At 38.0% G+C, this 19803-nt stretch carries 18 protein-coding genes and 1 tRNA gene; 16 read left to right on the top strand and 3 right to left on the bottom strand.

Annotated features, from left to right (window positions below; genetic code table 11):
* Positions 1-31 precede the first annotated feature (31 nt).
* The 5 genes from ASG38_RS13695 to ASG38_RS13675 all read left to right on the top strand — a co-directional run bounded on the left by ASG38_RS13695 (position 32) and on the right by ASG38_RS13675 (position 6481).
* Positions 32-1876 carry a glycoside hydrolase family 13 protein gene (locus ASG38_RS13695; RefSeq protein ID WP_056072119.1) on the top strand — a complete coding sequence of 615 codons (1845 nt, stop codon included), beginning with the start codon at positions 32-34 and terminating at the stop codon, positions 1874-1876.
* 79 nt (positions 1877-1955) lie between these two features.
* The gene (locus ASG38_RS13690; protein WP_056072115.1) at positions 1956-3392 is read left to right on the top strand and encodes an alpha-amylase family glycosyl hydrolase; all 1437 of its coding nucleotides are present in this window, start codon (positions 1956-1958) and stop codon (positions 3390-3392) included.
* A 77-nt stretch (positions 3393-3469) separates the two neighbouring features.
* Complete coding sequence (locus ASG38_RS13685) at positions 3470-4336, top strand: cupin-like domain-containing protein (protein WP_056072108.1); 867 nt, start codon at positions 3470-3472, stop codon at positions 4334-4336.
* A gap of 235 nt (positions 4337-4571) precedes the next feature.
* A complete protein-coding gene (locus ASG38_RS13680; protein ID WP_056072106.1) occupies positions 4572-5258 on the top strand; it encodes a glycerophosphodiester phosphodiesterase family protein in 687 nt (228 codons plus the stop codon).
* Positions 5255-6481 (top strand): NAD(P)/FAD-dependent oxidoreductase, encoded by a 1227-nt coding sequence (locus ASG38_RS13675; protein ID WP_056072103.1) that lies wholly within the window; start codon positions 5255-5257, stop codon positions 6479-6481. The genes ASG38_RS13680 and ASG38_RS13675 overlap by 4 nt, the downstream gene beginning before the upstream one ends.
* A 16-nt stretch (positions 6482-6497) precedes the next feature.
* Here ASG38_RS13675 and ASG38_RS13670 read toward each other — a convergent pair whose 3' ends face one another.
* Entirely contained in the window at positions 6498-6977 is a 480-nt protein-coding gene (locus ASG38_RS13670) for a TspO/MBR family protein (RefSeq protein WP_056072534.1), read from the bottom strand.
* Between the two features lie 97 nt (positions 6978-7074).
* Here ASG38_RS13670 and ASG38_RS13665 point away from each other — a divergent pair, with 97 nt between their 5' ends.
* From ASG38_RS13665 to ASG38_RS13645, 5 genes are all read left to right on the top strand, one after another.
* A complete protein-coding gene (locus ASG38_RS13665) occupies positions 7075-8157 on the top strand; it encodes a diphosphomevalonate/mevalonate 3,5-bisphosphate decarboxylase family protein (protein WP_056072100.1) in 1083 nt (360 codons plus the stop codon).
* A gap of 24 nt (positions 8158-8181) precedes the next feature.
* Positions 8182-9120, top strand: coding sequence for a mevalonate kinase (locus tag ASG38_RS13660; RefSeq protein WP_056072098.1), 939 nt, complete (start codon positions 8182-8184; stop codon positions 9118-9120).
* Positions 9121-9209: 89 nt separating this feature from the next.
* Positions 9210-10169, top strand: coding sequence for a geranylgeranylglycerol-phosphate geranylgeranyltransferase (locus ASG38_RS13655; RefSeq protein ID WP_056072095.1), 960 nt, complete (start codon positions 9210-9212; stop codon positions 10167-10169).
* Positions 10170-10231: 62 nt separating this feature from the next.
* Positions 10232-11143, top strand: a complete 912-nt coding sequence (locus ASG38_RS13650; protein ID WP_056072092.1) for a pseudouridine synthase — start codon at positions 10232-10234, stop codon at positions 11141-11143.
* A 71-nt stretch (positions 11144-11214) separates the two neighbouring features.
* The gene (locus ASG38_RS13645) at positions 11215-11577 is read left to right on the top strand and encodes a nuclear transport factor 2 family protein (protein WP_056072088.1); all 363 of its coding nucleotides are present in this window, start codon (positions 11215-11217) and stop codon (positions 11575-11577) included.
* A gap of 38 nt (positions 11578-11615) precedes the next feature.
* On the opposite strand, the gene ASG38_RS13640 is transcribed toward ASG38_RS13645, so the two are convergent.
* Both ASG38_RS13640 and ASG38_RS13635 read right to left on the bottom strand, forming a co-directional pair.
* Entirely contained in the window at positions 11616-13757 is a 2142-nt protein-coding gene (locus ASG38_RS13640; protein ID WP_056072084.1) for a M3 family metallopeptidase, read from the bottom strand.
* Between the two features lie 185 nt (positions 13758-13942).
* A tRNA-Leu gene (locus tag ASG38_RS13635) sits at positions 13943-14024 on the bottom strand.
* A gap of 139 nt (positions 14025-14163) precedes the next feature.
* Here ASG38_RS13635 and ASG38_RS13630 point away from each other — a divergent pair.
* From ASG38_RS13630 to ASG38_RS13605, 6 genes are all read left to right on the top strand, one after another.
* Complete coding sequence (locus ASG38_RS13630) at positions 14164-15555, top strand: dipeptidase (RefSeq protein ID WP_056072082.1); 1392 nt, start codon at positions 14164-14166, stop codon at positions 15553-15555.
* A 2-nt stretch (positions 15556-15557) separates the two neighbouring features.
* Positions 15558-16022, top strand: coding sequence for an energy transducer TonB (locus tag ASG38_RS13625; protein ID WP_056072080.1), 465 nt, complete (start codon positions 15558-15560; stop codon positions 16020-16022).
* 109 nt (positions 16023-16131) lie between these two features.
* Entirely contained in the window at positions 16132-16563 is a 432-nt protein-coding gene (locus ASG38_RS13620; protein WP_056072077.1) for a toxin-antitoxin system YwqK family antitoxin, read from the top strand.
* A gap of 6 nt (positions 16564-16569) precedes the next feature.
* Complete coding sequence (locus ASG38_RS13615) at positions 16570-16941, top strand: BlaI/MecI/CopY family transcriptional regulator (RefSeq protein ID WP_056072074.1); 372 nt, start codon at positions 16570-16572, stop codon at positions 16939-16941.
* Complete coding sequence (locus ASG38_RS13610; protein WP_056072071.1) at positions 16938-18200, top strand: M56 family metallopeptidase; 1263 nt, start codon at positions 16938-16940, stop codon at positions 18198-18200. The genes ASG38_RS13615 and ASG38_RS13610 overlap by 4 nt, the downstream gene beginning before the upstream one ends.
* A 25-nt stretch (positions 18201-18225) precedes the next feature.
* Positions 18226-19695: a M56 family metallopeptidase gene (locus tag ASG38_RS13605; RefSeq protein WP_056072067.1), complete on the top strand. Its 1470-nt coding sequence runs from the start codon at positions 18226-18228 to the stop codon at positions 19693-19695.
* Positions 19696-19803: the final 108 nt, after the last annotated feature.

Raw genomic sequence — 19803 nt, 5'->3', positions numbered from 1 at the left:
ATGCTCTGAAAGGGTTCTTAAAAACTAAACAATGAATTTTACAAAAAAACTAAACCTGTTAGTGCTCCTTTTATCGGTTTCGGCTTTCGCCCAAATTGATAAGATAGAGCCTCCTTTCTGGTACGCCGGAATGCATAACCCTGAACTTCAGATTATGTTTTACGGAAAAAACATAGCACAGTACGAAGCCTCCGTTTCTAACAATGTGGTTATCAAAAACGTGGTAAAAACTGAAAATCCTAACTACATTTTCATTACAATCGACACAAAAAATATTCCTGCTTCTGATTTTGTCTTTTCATTCAAGAACAAAAACAAGGTAGCCTTTACAAAAAAATATACGCTGAAAGCTAGACGTAAAAATTCGGCTCAGCGAAAAAGTTTCGATTCGTCAGACCTAATCTATCTTATCATGCCGGACCGTTTCGCCAATGGTAATCCAAACAACGATACCGATAAATCGTTGAATGAAAAAGCAGACCGCAGCCTTCCGGGAGGTCGTCATGGCGGAGATATCGAAGGAATCATAAAACACCTCGATTATTTGGAAGAATTAGGCGTAACAGCAATTTGGAGTACTCCGCTATGTGAAGATAATGACAAAGTTCATTCGTACCATACCTACGGACAGTCTGATGTGTATAAAATTGACCCGCGTTATGGAACCAATGAAGAATATGTTCGCCTTTCGGCAGAATTGAAAAAACGTAACATGAAACTCATCAAGGATTATGTGACCAATCATTGGGGTGCAGAACACTGGATGTATAAAGACCTGCCCACCTATGATTGGATTCACCAATTCCCAGGATTTTCACAATCTAATTATAGAATGACAACACAATTTGACACCAATGCTTCTGCTATTGATGCCAAAAATTGTATGGACGGCTGGTTTGTTCCTTCCATGCCCGATTTGAATCAATCCAATCCGTTAGTCTTGAATTACCTGATACAAAATGCTATCTGGTGGATTGAATATGCTGATTTGGATGGATTTAGAGTCGACACCTATTCTTATAATGACAAAATCGGGATCGCAAAATGGACGAAAGCCATCACCGACGAATATCCGTATTTTAATATTGTAGGTGAAGTCTGGATGCATGACCAGGCTCAGATGTCATATTGGCAAAAAGACAGTCCAATCAGTGCCATACAGAGTTATAATTCTTATCTACCAAGTGTTATGGATTTTACATTGCATGATGCTTTCGGGAATGTATTCAACGAAGACAAAGCCACATGGAATGATGGGATGATTAAGGTATACGATAATTTCGCCAATGATTTTTTATATCCTAACGTAAACAACCTTCTGACTTTTGTAGAAAACCACGATACCGGAAGATTTAACCACATCTACAAAAACGATTTCAGGAAATACCAGATGGCTATGGCGTTAATCGCTACCGTGCGCGGAATTCCGCAAATCTATTATGGTTCCGAAATAGGAATGGCGGGAGACAAAGGAAAAGGAGATGCCGATATCCGTCAGGATTTTCCGGGTGGATGGACAGGTGATAAAAACAACGCTTTCACCAAAGCCGGAAGAACGGAAGAGCAAGCTAAGTTTTTTGACTTCTCTTCAAAATTATTCCAATGGAGAAAAGGGAAATCCGTTATTCATTCCGGTAAAATGACACATTACATCCCGGAGGATAATGTGTATGTTTATTTCAGATATAATGACAATGAAACCGTGATGGTAATCATCAACAATGCTGCTCAGCCAAAAACATTTAAGACCGCACGTTTTCAGGAAAACATCAAAGACTTTACGTCAGGAAAAGATGTGCTGACAGGAAAATCTATTAATGTAAAAGAAGATATAAGTATAGAAGAAAAATCAGTCCTGATATTGGAGTTAAAATAAATTAATCTCGCAAAGGCGCAGAGACGCAAAGTTTTTCTATTAGTAACTTAGCACCTCAGCAGCTCTAAAATAAATATTTATGAAAAAAACAATCTTATTAGCTGTAGCATTAGCGGCTTTTATCAGCTGCAAAGAAGACCAAAAAACAGAAGGGACAACCGCTGCAAAAACAGAAACTATTGCCCCAATAACGGATGCAACAGCAGAAAATGCGGTTATTTATGAAGCCAACATTCGTCAATATTCACCAGAAGGAACTTTTAATGCTTTTACGAAAGACATTCCGGAATTGAAAAAATTGGGTGTAAAAATCATCTGGCTGATGCCTATCTATCCTATTTCGATGAAAAACAGGAAAGCTACCGGAGAACTTTCTGTAGAAGACATTAAAGACCCGAAAGAAAAGGCCAAATACTTAGGAAGTGCTTATGCCATATCAGACTATACGGCTATCAATCCGGATTACGGAACCAAAGAAGATTTCAGGAATCTGGTAAAAACAGCCCATGAAAATGGTATGTATGTCATTCTTGACTGGGTAGCAAACCACACCGGATGGGACCATAAATGGATTACTGAACATCCGGAATACTACCATAAAAATGCAAAAGGTGAAGTAACCGACCCGCTTAATCCGGAAACAGGGAAATCATGGGGTTGGACAGATGTTGCTCATTTGAATTATGCCAACAAGGAACTTCACAAAGCCATGGAAAACGAAATGTTATATTGGGTAAAAGAAGAAAACATCGACGGTTTCCGTTGTGATGTTGCAGACAATGTTCCTACCGAATTCTGGCAAAAGGCAATTCCTGAACTGCGAAAAGTGAAACCTGTATTCATGCTGATGGAATCCAACAAAAATTATCTTTTAAAAGATGGACTTTTTGATATGGGATATGGCTGGGAAGCGCACCACGTAATGAACGACATTAACAAAGGCACAAAAACAGTCAAAGACCTGGATAACGTATTTGATAAAATTGCTAAAGAATATGAGAAGAATGATATTTTCATGAACTTCACTTCCAATCATGACGAAAATTCATGGAACGGAACCGAATATGAAAGAATGGGTGACGGCGTAGAAGCTTTTACGGCACTAACCTACCTGATGCCGGGAATGCCGCTTATCTATACAGGTCAGGAATATGACCTGAAACACCGATTGAAATTCTTCGAAAAAGACTCAATCCCTAAAACAAAGGCAAAAATGTTCCCTATCTATGAAAAATTGGGTGAATTAAAAAACAACAATATTGCCTTGAATGGCGGTAAAAATGCGGCTTCTTTCAAACGTTTGGCAACTTCAAACGATACGAATGTTCTTGCTTTTGAAAGAGAAAAAGAAAATCAGAAAGTTTTCTTTATTGGAAACCTATCTAAAAAAGACCAGCAATTCACGGCTCCGGTTGAAGGCACATTTACCAATTATATGACCGGCGAGAAAATAACATTGGCAAAAGACCAGAAATTCAGTTTCAAGCCTTGGCAATATTATATTTTGGTTAAATAAAAAAGTAATAATTATTATTTAGAATGTTTAAAAATGCTAATTTAGTACTTCCGTAGAACAACTTAGCATTTTTAAACATGGCCTTTGAATATATAGAAATAGAAAGGGTTGAAAGACTTACAAAGAAAGAGTTTATCGAAAACTATTATAAGCCTCAAAAACCTGTAGTAATTACAAATCAGATTGAAGACTGGCCCGCTTTTTCCAAATGGAATTTCAAATTTCTCAGAGAAGTAGCCGGCGATAAGACAGTTCCTCTTTATGACAGCAGGAAAACGGATTATACTAAAAAAGTAAACGAGCCGGATTTCAAAATGACCATGTCAGAATATATCGATATTCTGGAAAAAGGCCCAACCGATTTGCGTATTTTTCTATACAATCTGATGAAAGATGTGCCTTCTTTGAAAGCGGATATGAGATGGCCCCAGTTAGGACTTCGATTGATAAAAAGCCTTCCCTTGGTTTTCTTTGGAGGCGAAGACGCCAAAGTCTTTATGCATTATGATATCGATTTCCCTAATATTTTCCATATCCATTTTGAAGGAAAAAAACAATGCGTTCTCGTTGACCCAAAAGAAACGAAATACATGTACAGACTTCCTTATTCCTGGATTTGCAATGAAGACATTGATTTTGACAACCCCGATTTTGAAAAATTCCCGGCACTTAAAATGGTAAAGCCATACATCACCAATCTGCAACATGGCGAAATGCTTTATATGCCTGAAGGCTGGTGGCATTATATGAAATACCTAACGCCTGGCTTTTCGTTAAGTTTGCGTTCATTGGCAGGAAGACCAACTAACCTGCTCAAAGGTTTGGCGAACGTTGCCGTTATACGTCATTATGACAACTGGATGCGAAAACGCAAAGGGCAAGCCTGGCTGGATTATAAAGATGCCGAAGCCATACGCAGAACCAACGAACTGCTGAAAAAATAATAAAATGCCCTGTATCACGCAGGGCATTTCTTTTTTTAAGACACAGGAAATACATTCTCAATCAGCACAATTTCCTTTATAAACTTTGCGGCTCTGCGCCTTTGCGAGCAATTATTTCACGCAAAGGCACAGAGTCACAAAGCATGGGATATAGATAACTTAAAATTTCCTATAATGGCTTAAACTTTTGTCAGGCAAATCCAAAAACTTTACTTTTACCAATTAAAAGTCAGTCTTGAAAAAAACACTCAACATCGGACATCGTGGTGCCAAAGGCCATGAACCTGAAAACACGCTTCCTTCATTCCAAAAAGCTTTCGACCTGCATGCTGACGGAATCGAATTGGATGTCCATATCTGCAAGACTGGCGAACTTGTCGTTATCCATGATTTTACGGCAGACCGTACCACTAATGGTTCCGGTGCCATTTCTGAGTTGACACTTTCCGAAATAAAAGCATTGCGTATTAACGGACATATTGAAGTCCCCACTTTAGAAGAAGTGATTGAATTAGCCGGTAAAAACTGCCTTATCAATATTGAACTAAAAGGCCGTCATACGGCAAAACCCGTTTCGCATCTTGTTGAAAAGTATATTCTTGAAAATGACTACAGCTACGAAAACTTTATTGTTTCCAGCTTTCAAAGGGAAGAACTCGAAATGATGCACATCATCAATCCGAAAATACATTTGGGTGTATTGTCACAGGCTAGCGTAGCACAAGCCTTGGAATGGGCCACTGCTTTTTCTGCCAAAGCAATACATCCCCATTTCAGCCTCCTGACAGAAGAAAACGTACAACAGGCACAAAAACAGGGTTTCAAAGTCTACACCTGGACAGTTAATGAAATTGAGGATATTGAGAGAGTAAAAACGTATAATGTTGATGGAATCATTACCGATTTCCCGGAAAAAATATGAACACTAATTTCGACATAATCATCGTTGGCGGAGGAGCCGGAGGTTTTTTTACAGCCATAAACTGTGCGGAGAAAAATCCGAAATTGAAAATCGCTATATTGGAACGCGGCAAGGAAGTCCTGACAAAAGTCCGTATTTCCGGTGGCGGACGATGCAATGTAACACACGCTTGTTTTGTTCCGAATGAATTGGTAAAGTTTTATCCGCGTGGTGAAAAAGAACTTCGTGGTCCGTTTCACCAATTTTGCTCGGGTGATACCATTGAGTGGTTTGAAAAGCACGGTGTTGAATTAAAAATTGAAGACGACGGACGCATGTTTCCTGTTTCCAATTCCTCGCAAACCATTATCGACTGCTTTACGGCTGCCACAAAAAAATTAGGAATTCAGGTCTTGACAGGGCAAAGCGTACAATCTATCTACAAATCAAATGCAGATGAAGGGAGTTTCTGGAAAATCGAAACCCAAAACCAACAGTATTTCTGCGAAAAATTAGTATTGGCCACCGGAAGCAATCCAAAAATGTGGGACATGCTTCAGGAATTTGGACATACTATTGTAAGTCCGGTACCATCCCTGTTTACATTTAATATAAAAGACCCACGCATCAAAGAACTGCCTGGCGTTTCAGCACAGGTTTCTGTAAAAGTTAAAGATACTAAACTGACTTCTACAGGCCCCTTACTCGTAACACATTGGGGAATGAGCGGCCCTGCTATCTTAAAACTATCAGCCTGGGGAGCACGAATCTTATTTGAGAAAAACTATCAGTTCACCATTTTTGTCAATTGGCTTAACGATGTCGATACTGAAGAAGCCGAATCTATTTTAAAAGAATTGAAACTGGAACATTCCAAAAAAGCTGTCTCAAAAAAATCACCTTTTGATTTTCCAAACCGTTTATGGGAAAGTCTGGTTATGGCTTCAGGAATTTCGGAAGAAACAAAATGGGCTGATTTATCCAAAAACCAATTACAGAATCTGGCCAATCAATTGACAAAAGCACAATTCCAGGTCAATGGAAAAAGTACTTTTAAAGAAGAATTTGTTACAGCCGGAGGAATTGACCTTAAAGAAATCAATTTCAAAACAATGGAAAGCAAAATCCATCCCAATTTATTCTTTGCGGGAGAAATTACCAATATTGATGCAATCACCGGCGGATTTAATTTTCAAAATGCCTGGACCAGCGGATTTATTGTGGCAAACTCTATTAGCCAATAGCAGTGTAAAACAACCTTTATTGGTTCAGCCACCAGATACTGGCATTCAACACCATGGCAAAACCTACCCAAGACAAATACGGGATAAACAGATAGCCTGCAAACCGGTTGATTTTGGCGAATTTGGCATAGGTTTCATAAATCATCAGCCAAAGCAGCACAATTTCAAACAACGCAAGCAATGGATTTTTGAGTCCAAAGAACAAATACGACCACAAGGCATTTAATGCTAATTGAATAGCAAAAAACAGCATTCCCTTTTTGACTTCTTCTTTCCGGGGAGTATCAATTTCATGCCAAACCAGTCCGCCTGCAATTCCCATCATAACGTAAAGAATAGTCCAGACAGGAGCAAAAATCCAATTGGGCGGATTAAAAACTGGTTTTTCGATCAAAGGATACCAGCTTTCTACTGCCGGTCTTGTTACCAGACTTGAAAAATAACCTACTGCGAGACAGGTTGCTGTCAAAACTAAAATTCGCGTGTATCTGTTCATTTTTGCTTTTTTAACAAATTTAGTTATTTTCACAGATTAGCCCTAATGCAGACTGCGATTTGGGCAAAAAAAGTATCTTTGCACAAATTCATAAATTATGATTTTGAAAAAGGATTTTATTCCGTCAGAATATACCCGTTCAATAGAAAAAGGAAATTTCAAATGGAGCGCACCAAGCAATATCGCTCTGGTAAAATATTGGGGGAAAAAGGACAACCAGATTCCTGCCAATCCATCCATAAGTTTTACGCTCAACAATTGCAAAACCATTACCTCACTGGCTTTTGAAAAAAGAGAGCCGGATGGAGACTTTTCATTTGATTTACTGTTTGAAGGAAAACCAAAAGAAGATTTCAAACCTAAAATCCGGAAGTTCTTCGAAAGAATTGAATCCTACCTGCCGTTTCTTAAAAAATATCATTTCACTATCAATACAGAAAATACGTTTCCCCATAGTTCCGGAATTGCTTCTTCTGCATCGGGAATGGCAGCTCTTGCTGTAAACCTGATGAGTATTGAAAAGGAATTGAATCCTGAAATGACAGAAGATTACTTCAATCAAAAAGCTTCTTTCCTGGCAAGATTAGGTTCAGGTAGCGCTTGCCGAAGTGTAAAAGGAAGTATTGTTATTTGGGGAAATCATGAAGAAACCGAAGGAAGTTCAGATTTATTTGGGGTAGAGTTCTCTCGCAATATCCATCCTATTTTTAAAAACTATCAGGATACTATATTATTAGTTGACAAAGGTGAAAAACAGGTGTCAAGCACGGTTGGGCATGACCTGATGCACAATCATCCGTATGCCGAAAAACGATTTGAGCAGGCACATATAAACCTGTCTAAAATAAAAACACTATTGGAATCCGGCGATTTGCAGGAATTCATCCGGATAGTAGAAAGTGAGGCCTTAACCTTGCATGCGATGATGCTGACTTCTATGCCGTATTATATACTGATGAAACCTAATACACTGGAAATCATAAACCGTATCTGGAAATTTAGAAATGAAACCAATATTCCGGTTTGTTTTACGTTAGATGCAGGAGCCAATGTCCATATTCTGTATCCCGAAAACGTTAGAGAAGAAGTTTTAGAATTAATTAAGAATGAATTAGTTGGCTTTTGCCAAAACTCGCAATATATTTGCGATGAAATTGGATTTGGCGCAAAAAAATTGTAATTTTAACAAAATTCAAGAGCAGACATGAAAGGACCATTATTTTACTCCAAAATATTACTCTTCGGTGAACACGCTATTAACAAAGGTTCCCGGGGTTTGTCCATTCCCTATAATTTTTTCAATGGCGGACTGAAAGTAGATAACAATCTTTCGGATGAAGCCCAAAAATCCAATGCCAGCCTGAAACGCTTCGTGGCTTATCTTGAGACCATGCAGCAGGAAAATCCGGAATTGGTGACATTTAATATTGAACTGCTAAAGCGCAATGTTGAAGCCGGAATGTATTTTGATTCCAGTATTCCGCAAGGTTATGGAATTGGAAGCAGCGGTGCTTTAGTTGCTGCTATTTACGACCAGTATGCCGAAAATAAAATCACGGTTCTGGAAAACCTGACACGTGAAAAGCTGCTGAAACTGAAGCAGATTTTCTCAAAAATGGAATCCTTTTTCCATGGTACGAGCTCCGGACTGGACCCGTTAAACAGCTATTTGAGCATTCCTATATTAATCAATTCACACGACAATATTGAAGCTACCGGAATTCCTACCCAAAGTCTGGAAGGAAAAGGAGCCGTATTTTTATTGGATTCCGGAATGGTAAAAGAAACTGCTCCAATGGTAAGCATTTTCATGGAAAGCCTGAAAGACAAAGGCTTTAGGGCTATGGTGAAAAACCAGTTCGTAAAATACACTGATGCCAGCATTGATGATTTCCTTCATGGTGATATCAAATCATTGCTTTCCAATACAAAAAAGCTTTCCAAAGTTGTCCTGAACAATTTCAAGCCAATGATTCCGGAGCAATTCCACGGAATCTGGCAAAAAGGATTGGATTCGAATGACTACTACCTGAAATTATGCGGCTCAGGTGGAGGAGGCTATATCCTTGGATTTACGCACGATTATGAAAAAGCAAAAGAAGCACTGAAAGATTATAAATTAGAAGTAGTCTATCAGTTTTAACCAAAACTCCCAATCAAGCAGCAAAAACAAACAAGCCGTCAGGATATGGCATAGTATTTTTTACCTTAAACTTAAATAGCGCACCTGAAATGTTAAGCAGAAAAAACAAACTTCTAGTAATGAAAATTATCAGTTTGTTTTCTGTAGTACGCGGCTATAATATTCCTGTCATTGTTCTTGCCCAGTATCTTTCAGCTATATTTATATTGGCTCCGGAAAACACAAGAGCCTTAGATATTATTCTGGATTTTAACCTCTTTATCCTTGTTCTGGTTTCCAGTTTCTGTATTGCTTCAGGCTATATCATCAATAACTTTTATGATGCACAGAAAGATTTAATCAACAGGCCTAACAAATCAATGCTGGATAGATTGGTAAGCCAGAAAACCAAGCTATACGTCTATTTCGGATTAAACTTCCTTGCGGTATTCCTTGCCTATTTCGTTTCCTGGAGAGTCAGCATTTTCTATTCGTCTTATATTTTCCTGATCTGGTTCTATTCCCATAAGCTGAAAAAATATCCTATAATTGGAAATCTTACCGCCTCACTATTGGCTATCTTTCCGTTCTTCGGAATTCTTTTGTATTTCTTCAAAGGACAATATCAGGAATATGACTGGCAGAAAATAGGAATCATATTCAGCCACGCAAGTTTCCTGTTCTTACTAATCCTGATTCGGGAAATGGTTAAGGACCTCGAAAACATGAAAGGCGATTTTGTAAGCGATTACAAAACCATTCCCGTAGTGTATGGTGAATCCGTATCAAAAAAAGCCATTACCGTACTCACCCTGCTAACCATTATTCCCGTCTATATTTTAGTAGATGTTTACGAAGTAGGCTATATGGTTATTTATTTCTATCTCTGCCTCATGGCTCTGATTTTTTTTCTGTTGAAACTTTGGAAATCAAATACCCGTAATGAGTTCTTAAAACTCCACAATCTATTAAAATTCATTATTGTAGCAGGCGTTTTTTGCATCGTATTAATCGAACCGGCCGTACTTTGGCACGGAAAGAAAATACTTTTGGCTATCAATTTTCGCTAACTTTCACTTCTATGGGCTTTTAAAGCCTCCAATTCGCTATCTTTGCACAAATTTAGACGCGAATGAACAAGAATGAAGGAGGCAACAGACGCAATGCCTCAAACCGAACAGGAGGAAAAAGCAGTTTTGGAAAATCAAAACCGCCATTGCCAAAAAGAGCCCAGGGACCTAAAAAAAATAAGCCTGCTTCTTTTAAAGCTGCTGATTCAGCTACTGAAAAAACGGATAAGAAACCAAATCAGGCTCCAAAAAGACAGAAAGCATCAGATGAAATGCGCTTGAACAAATACATCTCCAATTCCGGAGTATGTTCGCGTCGCGATGCTGATATCTACATAAAATCCGGAAACGTAAAGGTAAACGGAGTTACCGTTACCGAAATGGGATATCTTGTCAAAGCTACTGATGTAGTAAACTTTGACGGCGCCTTACTAACTCCGGAAAAGAAAGAATACATCCTCCTAAACAAGCCGAAAAACTTCACAACCTCTTTAGACGAAGGTTTTGAACACAGAAATGTTTCGGAACTGGTTAGAGGCGCCACAAAATCTGTCTTGTCGCCTGTAGGCCGCATGGATAAAAACACAACAGGCCTGCTATTGTTTACAAACGATACAGACATGATTCGAAAATTCACAATTCCGAATCAAAAATCGTCAAAAATCTATCAGGTATCCTTAGATAAAAACCTGAAGTTTGAGGATTTGGAAAAAATCGGAAAAGGCATGATGATAGAAAACCATCGTGTCAATGTTGAGGAAATCAGCTATATTGACGACGAACCAAAAAGCGAAATCGGACTAAAACTACGCACAGCCAATGTAAAAGTAGTACGCCATATTTTCGAACACCTGGGTTATGATGTTCTTAGAATTGACCGTGTCGTATTTGCCGGACTTACCAAGAAAAACCTACCGAGAGGAAATTGGAGATTCCTGACAGAACAGGAAATTATCAATTTGAAAAATATATAATGCATCAAAGTCCCAAAATCAAGTTTGGGACTTTTTGTTTTTGTAGCTTTGCTCTTCTATTAAAAAACACTATGACACCTGAAATATTGCAATCTATCGCATTTAAATGGTTTGATGCGTTCAACTCACACCAACTTGAAAAACTTTTAGACCTGTATGACGACGAAGCAAAACATTTCAGTCCGAAGTTAAAAATCAGGAAGCCTGAAACCAACGGATACGTGACCGGAAAACAGGCTCTTCGCGAATGGTGGAAAGATGCTTTTGAGCGTCTGCCTTCTTTGCATTATAAGGTTACTTCGCTGACCGCCAACAACGACCGTGTTTTTATGGAATACATAAGAACAGTCGATGGAGAAGACGATATGCTGGTAGCCGAAGTCCTGGAAGTAAAAAACGGAAAGATTATCGCTTCACGAGTCTATCACGGATAAAGAAAAAGCCCTTGTTGTTCAAGGGCTTTTTCTTTGTATTAACCTCTAATCTTTTTAGCAGGTTCTTCTTTTTTATCGAGTCCGCGTTTTCTTAACAGCGGCTCCACACTTGGTTCGGCACCACGGAATCGCTTGTACAAAACCATTGGATCTTCGGTTCCTCCTTTTTCAAGTACATTTTTTCGGAATAATTTGGCCTTTTCCGGATTGAAAAGATTGGTCGTCTTAAAGGCTTCAAAAGCATCCGTATCCAAAACTCCCGACCAGATATAGCTGTAATAACCCGAAGAATAGCCTCCTGAAAAAATATGGCTGAAATACGTACTTCTGTATCTTGGAATAATCGCATCGATTAGTCCGATTTTCTTCATGGAATTTTTCTCAAACGAATTGGCATCCAACTGGATTGCGGCTGTTTGTGTATGGTAATCCATATCCAGGAAAGAAGCCGCAAGATATTCTACTGTGGCAAATCCCTGGTCAAAAGTTCCTGACTTCTGTAATTTCTGAATCAGCGCATCCGGAATAACTTCTCCTGTCTTATAATGTTTCGCATACATTTTTAAAACTTCCGGCTCCGCAGCCCAGTTTTCCATAATTTGTGATGGCAACTCAACAAAATCTCTTGGCACGCTTGTACCGGCAAGGCTTTTATAGGTAACATTCGAAAGTAACCCATGTAACGCATGCCCAAATTCGTGGAAAAAAGTAGTTACCTCATCAAATGTCAACAACGCCGGCGTATCGCCTGATGGTTTTGTAAAATTACATACAATAGAAATCACCGGAGCTTTTCTTTGCCCGTCAACTGTTTTCTGGCTTCTGTAAGATGTCATCCAGGCACCGCCTCTTTTCGAAGCTCTTGGAAAGAAATCCATATACAGTATTCCCACATGCGTTCCGTCTGCTTCTGTAACTTCCCAAACCGTAACCTCATCATGGTATTTTGGCACATCGTTCAGTTGCTTGAATTTTAAACCGTATAATTTTTCGGTCACCTGAAAAATACCATTCCTGGTGTTATCAAGACTAAAATAAGGTTTCAGTTCCTGCTCATCCAAATCAAAACGCTGCTTTCTGATTTTTTCAGTATAATATCTCCAGTCGTAAGGCTTTACTTTATCTTTAACTCCATCCTTATCCATCATCTTTTGAATATCTGACGCTTCTGTCTTAGCAATTGCCAAAGCAGGTGTCCATAAATCATTCAAAAGTTTGGCTACATTCTCCGGGTTTTTGGCCATCGATTCTTCCAGTACATAAGCCGCATGCGATTTGTAACCCAACAATCTTGCCTTTTCTCCCCTAAGATTGGCCAACTTGATTGCGTTTTCTTTGTTATCGAGAGCATCATCGTGATTACCGCGCGTTTGGTAGGCATTCCATATTTCCTGACGCAGCTTTCTGTTCGAACTGTATTGAAGGAATGGCATCACACTGGAATTTGAAAGCGTAAATACCCATTTTCCCTCCTTACCTTTTGCCTTTGCATCGTCTGCCGCCGTATTTATCAATTCCTGAGGCAGTCCGGCCAAATCTTTTTTATCTGTGATTACCAGTTCATATTTGTTGGTTTCGGCCAATATATTTTGTCCGTATTTTAAAGAGGTCATCGAAAGTTCTGCGTTTATCTTACGAAGCTTTTCTTTATCGACAGTGGCTAAATTCGCACCACTTCTAACAAATGCCTTATGCAGGTTTTCAAGAATTTTTGCCTGTTCGGGATTCAATCCTAAAGATTCTTTTTTATCCCAGATTGCCTTTACTCTGGCAAACAATTTTTCATTCAGGTAAATATTATCGCTATGAGCCGCGAGATTTGGAGAAACCTCTTTGGCTATTTTTTGCATTTCCTCGTTTGTATTGGCTCCGTTCAGGTTAGAGAATACGATGTTCACATTCGCTAATAGTTCTCCTGCATTTTCCATAGCCAATATGGTATTTTCAAAAGTGGGAGCAGCCGTATTGTTTGCAATAGCATTAATTTCGGCTTCGTGCCTTTTTATTCCTTCTAAAATAGCCGGTTTGAAATGTTCATTTTTAATCTTATCAAAAGGAGGTACTTCGTATGGTGTACTATACGGCTGAAAAAACGGATTCATATTTTGCTTGTTTTCTTGTGCTTCAATTGTTAGCATATTTCCAATAGCCAACAAAATGAAAAAGGATTTTTTTCTCATCTAAAAAATTTATTGAAGCGTAAATTTAGCACAAAATGGCTTTTTAAGCAGGCTTGAGAATGTTAATTAAACCCAAAAAATACCTTTTTATCTTATAGAGAGACAACCTTCAAAAAGAATTTGAGACTCCAGTTTAAAACAAACAAAAAAGCCTGTCTACTTGACGTAAACAGGCTAACCTTTTGTGCGGGTAATAGGACTCGAACCTACACACCTTGCGGCACCAGATCCTAAGTCTGGCGTGTCTACCAATTTCACCATACCCGCAGTAGACATTTGATCTTGACTATTGTCTCAATCGAGGTGCAAATATAGTCATAGTTTTGAACTTTCAAATAAAAAATTAAAAAAAATTAAAAATTCTTTTTTTGTATTTTTGGCAGACAACATATCAATTTTACCTTTCATGGATACTTTAAAAGATTACGTTCAGAAAAACAAAGAACGTTTCCTCAACGAACTTATTGATTTACTGAAGATTCCATCTGTCAGTGCAGATTCTGCCTACTCACAAGATGTTATCGATACCGCTAACGCTGTCAAAGCAAGCCTCGAAAAAGCAGGCTGTGATTTTGTTGAAATTTGCGACACCCCAGGATACCCTATCGTTTACGGAGAAAAAATAATTGGCAAAAACCTGCCAACAGTATTGGTTTACGGGCATTATGATGTACAGCCGCCAGATCCGTTGGATTTATGGACTTCGCCTCCTTTTGAACCGGTTATCAAAAAAACAGAGTTACATCCGGAAGGCGCTATCTTCGCCAGAGGTGCCTGTGACGACAAAGGACAGATGTATATGCACGTAAAGGCATTGGAATATATGGTGCAAACCAATAACCTGCCATGTAACGTGAAATTCATGATTGAAGGTGAAGAAGAAGTTGGTTCGGCAAGTCTAAGCTGGTTTGTGGAAAGAAACCAGGAAAAACTTAAAAATGACGTAATCCTGATTTCTGACACGGGAATGATTTCCAATACACAACCATCTATCACAACAGGATTACGTGGATTAAGTTACGTAGAAGTGGAAGTTACAGGACCAAATCGCGATTTACATTCCGGATTATATGGTGGTGCAGTAGCCAACCCTATCAATGTTTTAGCCAAAATGATTGCCTCGCTTCATGATGAAAACAACCACATCACGATTCCGGGATTCTATGATAAGGTTGAAGAACTTTCTGATGCCGAAAGAGCAGAAATGGCAAAAGCGCCTTTCTCTTTAGAAGACTATAAAAAAGCGCTTGACCTTAACGACATTTATGGCGAAAAAGGCTATACAACCAATGAAAGAAACTCCATCCGTCCAACTTTAGATGTTAATGGAATCTGGGGAGGCTATACCGGAGAAGGAGCAAAAACGGTTATTGCCAGCAAAGCCTATGCTAAAATTTCGATGCGTCTGGTTCCAAATCAGGACTGGCATGAAATTACTGAACTCTTCACAAAACACTTTGAGAACATTGCTCCGAGCGGTGTAAAAGTAAAAGTGAAACCGCATCACGGTGGTCAGGGCTATGTGACTCCAATTGACAGCATTGGTTATCAGGCAGCGGCAAAAGCCTATAACGAAAGCTTTGGCGTACAGCCAATTCCTGTTCGTTCCGGAGGAAGTATTCCAATTGTAGCCTTGTTTGAAAAAGAATTAAAAAGCAAGACTATTTTAATGGGATTCGGCTTGGATAGCGATGCCATCCACTCGCCTAACGAGCATTTTGGCGTATTCAATTATTTGAAAGGAATTGAAACAATCCCGTTGTTTTATAAGTATTTTGTAGAGCTTTCTAAAAAGTAATCATGACACATCACTATAATACCCTAAAAGGATTGGCTCTATTTTTATTGTTTCTTTTGTGTAATAGTTTTGCTCATGCCCAAGAAGAAACAAGTCAGCCTATAAAAGCGGTAAGTCCTCAACTTAAAAAAGAAGAAATTCTGGAACAAGTAAATTGGGATGACAGTAAAGTTTATTCTGCAACCGACAAAACTCCCGCTCAATTTGAGGGAGGGATGAAAGCTTTTGCTGCATATATTAGTGCAAACTACAAAGTCCCTCGCAATGTGGAAGGCCCAATAAAAATTTTGGCGGCTTTTGTTATTGACTTGGACGGAAGTGTTGTAGATATAAAAATTATACGTAGTGCAGGACATGAAACAAGCAAAGAGATGATTAGAGTTCTAAAAGCTTCACCTAAATGGAAGCCCGGATTAAAAGACGGGCTTCCTGTGAGAACCGCTTTAACTTTACCTATAAACTTTTAACACATCCGCTCATTTCTGAGCGGATTTTTTTATTTCAAAAAAAATTCACTCTACACTTGTAGAATTAAATTTTATTTCTACATTTGTAGAGTAATTACAAAACTATAGAATGAGGATTATAAAAATAACACCCTCAATTTCAGCGTTATTATTCATTTTAATGTTATCAGGTTGCAAAACCAATCGGATTCGAAACAATGAACGCGTTGGAAGATGGGTTGAATATGACACCATAGATAGTAAAATATATAAAAGTGTTGGAAGATTCCGCGACGGAATAGGGAAAGGCACCCACCGACAGTTTTCCGACAAAAAGTTAGTCCGGGAAGAAAAATATAAAAATGACATTTGCCATACTATATACTATTATGATAACGGCAAGATAATGACAGAAGGAAATACAAAAATGGTCGTAACCGATGAAGAAATCCATTGGTTTTACAACGGCGACTGGAAATTTTATGATGAAAACGGGCAGCTGTTAGGAATCAGGACCTATGAAAACGGCAATGTAATTAATGAAATAGAAATACAACAATAAAATACCATGCAACTATCCAACTCAGAAGAACAATTGATGCAGCACCTTTGGAAACTGGAAAAAGGTTTTATGAAAGACCTGCTTGAATGTTATCCGGATCCAAAACCAGCCACAACAACCATTGCCACCTTACTAAAAAGGATGGCCGATAAAAATTTTATAGCATATAACGAAATAGGTAATTCAAGGGAATATTATCCTTTGGTTGAAAAATCGGATTATTTTTCGAAACATGTAAACGGGCTGATTAAAAACTTTTTTAATAATTCAGCCTCGCAATTTGCTTCTTTCTTTACCAAAGAAACGAATCTGACACAAAAAGAACTGGAAGAACTCCAAAAGATTATCGACAAGGAAATTCAAAAAAAGAAAAAATGATCGGCTTTCTAATCAAATCGTCACTTTGCCTGGCTATCCTTTTAGGCGTTTATATTCTCTTTCTGGAAAAAGAGAAAATGAACGTTTTCAACAGAGTTTATCTTTTGGCCAGTTTGGCGGTTTCGTTTGCAATCCCGTTTATCAAATTTGAAACTATACATGAAGAATTACAACAAAATCTGATTCCGTATGCCGTTCAAACAATACAGGCACAAGCTATTTCGATAGAACAGCAATCCGATTATTCTGTATGGGTTTTATGGATTTTGTATGGGACAATAACCTCACTTTTCCTTTTTCGATTTATCAAAAACCTATTGTCAATTACCAAAAAGATACAGTCCAATCCAAAGAAAAAATTTGAAATTTCAACTTTGGTTCTGGTCAAAGAAAAAATAGTGCCTCACACCTTTCTGAATTACATCTTCATTAATAAAGAAGATTATGAAAACCGAAATGTTGAGGAAGAATTATATACTCATGAATTAACACATGTACGGCAAAAACATACAATTGATGTCTTAGTAATTGAAATCTTGAAAACCCTGTTTTGGTTCAATCCAATCCTGATTTTTTACAAAAAAGCAATACAACTCAACCACGAATTTCTTGCAGATGCAAAAGTCGTGAAATCCTATAATAATGTTCCTTTTTACCAAAACCTGCTTCTGGAAAAGGCATCTTGGAACAGCAACTCTTACTTGGCCAGTAACTTGAATTTTTTAGTAACCAAAAAAAGATTAATTATGATGACTAAAACCACATCAAAATCGAGAGCTCTGCTCACAAAATTATCGGTACTGCCAATTTTAGCCGGCCTGATTTCCTTCTCATGTTTTGAAACAGATAATCAAAAAGAGGTAACTGAAGTAGTGGCTAAAAAGCAAATTATGAAAGCAGAGGAGTCAACAATGGGAGAGCAAGAAACGCAGAAAGTTTACGAAGCTTCGCCAGGGAAATCAGATGATGGGCTCTCGGTACCAAAATTTCCAGGAGGTTTACAAGCTTTTTCCAAATATGTTAAAAAAGAATATAAGATACCTTCCGGTTTTAAAGGAAAAGGAAATCTAATTGCTTCTTTTATAGTTGAAACAGACGGAAGCTTATCCGATATCAAAATCGTAAAAGATTTAGGAAAGGGAACAGCTGAAGAATTTTTGAGATTGTTAAAAACCTCTCCAAAATGGCAGCCTGGTACTTTAAACGGAAAGGCAGTAAGAGTTAAATACAACGTGCCAATACATTTAAATGAAGTCTAAAAACTAATCTGTTTTTCAATAAAAAATGGAAATCTATTTATTAAAATCAACCGCTAGCCTGATTGTACTATTAGGTATTTATCATCTTTTTTTGGAAAAAGAAAAAATGCACACGTTTAATAGGTTTTACCTTTTATTCAGTCTCATAATTTCTTTTACAATTCCCTTTATTACAATTGAAGTAGCGGTTGAATCCTTGCCGAAACCTTTACTATTATCCCAATCGGCTCCGAATCAGGTTCTGACGCAAACCCAGAACCAGACTATAGCTGTAGATGTTGCCCAAGTCCTGGAAAGCGAGACAAATTATATTCCAATAATACTTTGGAGTTTGTATGCCATGGCAACATTATTTCTGGTTATCCGGTTTGGAAAAAACATTTACAGCTTAATTCTGAAAGCCAAAAAAAGCAGAAAGGTAGCCTTCAATTGTTCCACACTGGTCCTATCCAAAGAAGAGCAGTTGCCGCATACGTTCCTACAATACATTTTCATAAACGAAGATGATTTTAACAGCCACAACATACAGCAAGAACTGTATACACATGAATTGACACACGTAAGACAGAAACACACTTACGATGTCCTATTTATCGAAATATTGAAGACCCTGTTCTGGTTCAACCCCATACTGGTCTTCTATAAAAAAGCAATACAACTCAACCATGAATTCCTGGCAGACGAAAACGTGGTAGAATCGCATAAAAATGTTTCATTTTACCAAAATCTGCTTGTCGAAAAGGCATCATGGAACAGCAACTTTTACTTGGCCAGTAATTTGAATTTTTCAGTAACTAAAAAAAGATTAATTATGATGACTAAAACCACATCAAAATCAAGAGCTTTTCTTAAAAAAATAGCCTTAGTACCTGTTTTAGCAGGACTGGTATTTGCTTCCTGCATAGAAAAAACAGCCGCAAAAGACAAAGAGCCGGAAGTTTGGATAAACGGGGAGCGTGTCAAAGAAAGCGAAATGAATCAGCCAATTTCCAATTGGAAAAAAAAGCAACCCAACGAAAACAATCAAACCAATGAGGCTGCTTATTTCGCTGGCGTAAGATTTATTATTTATAAAACCGGAACCTGGACAAAGGACAGAGTGCAAGGCAAAGACATTATTTTAGACAAAACCTACGAAGAATTAACAGCAGAAGAAAAAGACCGCTTTAAACCCTATCTGAGGATTCCTAAAGGTCATGTCAAGAAATCACCAACTGCGGCAGAATTAGAAGATTACAAGGATTCAAAAAAATATGCTGTTTGGATTGACGATGTAAACGTAAAGAACACTGAACTGAACAACTACAGTCCGTCAGACATTGCCTACGTCCTTGGAAGTTCTGTTATGAAAAACGCCAGAACCCAAAAACATCCGCAGCCGTTTCAATTCCATTTTTATACACATAATTATTTTGACAAAAAACAGATGGGTAAGACTCCTGAGAAATATCCGCTGGATAAGGTTGAAATTTTTGATAAGATAATCAAGAATTAAATACGAAAAATGGGAGTCTCATAAATACAAAAGGGAAAAATTTGTAGTTAGTTATAACCTCCATTATAAATCCGCCTTCTGGCGGATTTTTTTTATCCCTAAGCCAAA

Origin of the sequence: Flavobacterium sp. Leaf359 (genome assembly GCF_001423985.1) — a bacterium.
Lineage (GTDB): Bacteria > Bacteroidota > Bacteroidia > Flavobacteriales > Flavobacteriaceae > Flavobacterium > Flavobacterium lindanitolerans.
The sequence above is the reverse complement of the archived record's forward strand: the minus strand, read 5'-3'. Positions and strand labels throughout refer to the sequence as shown.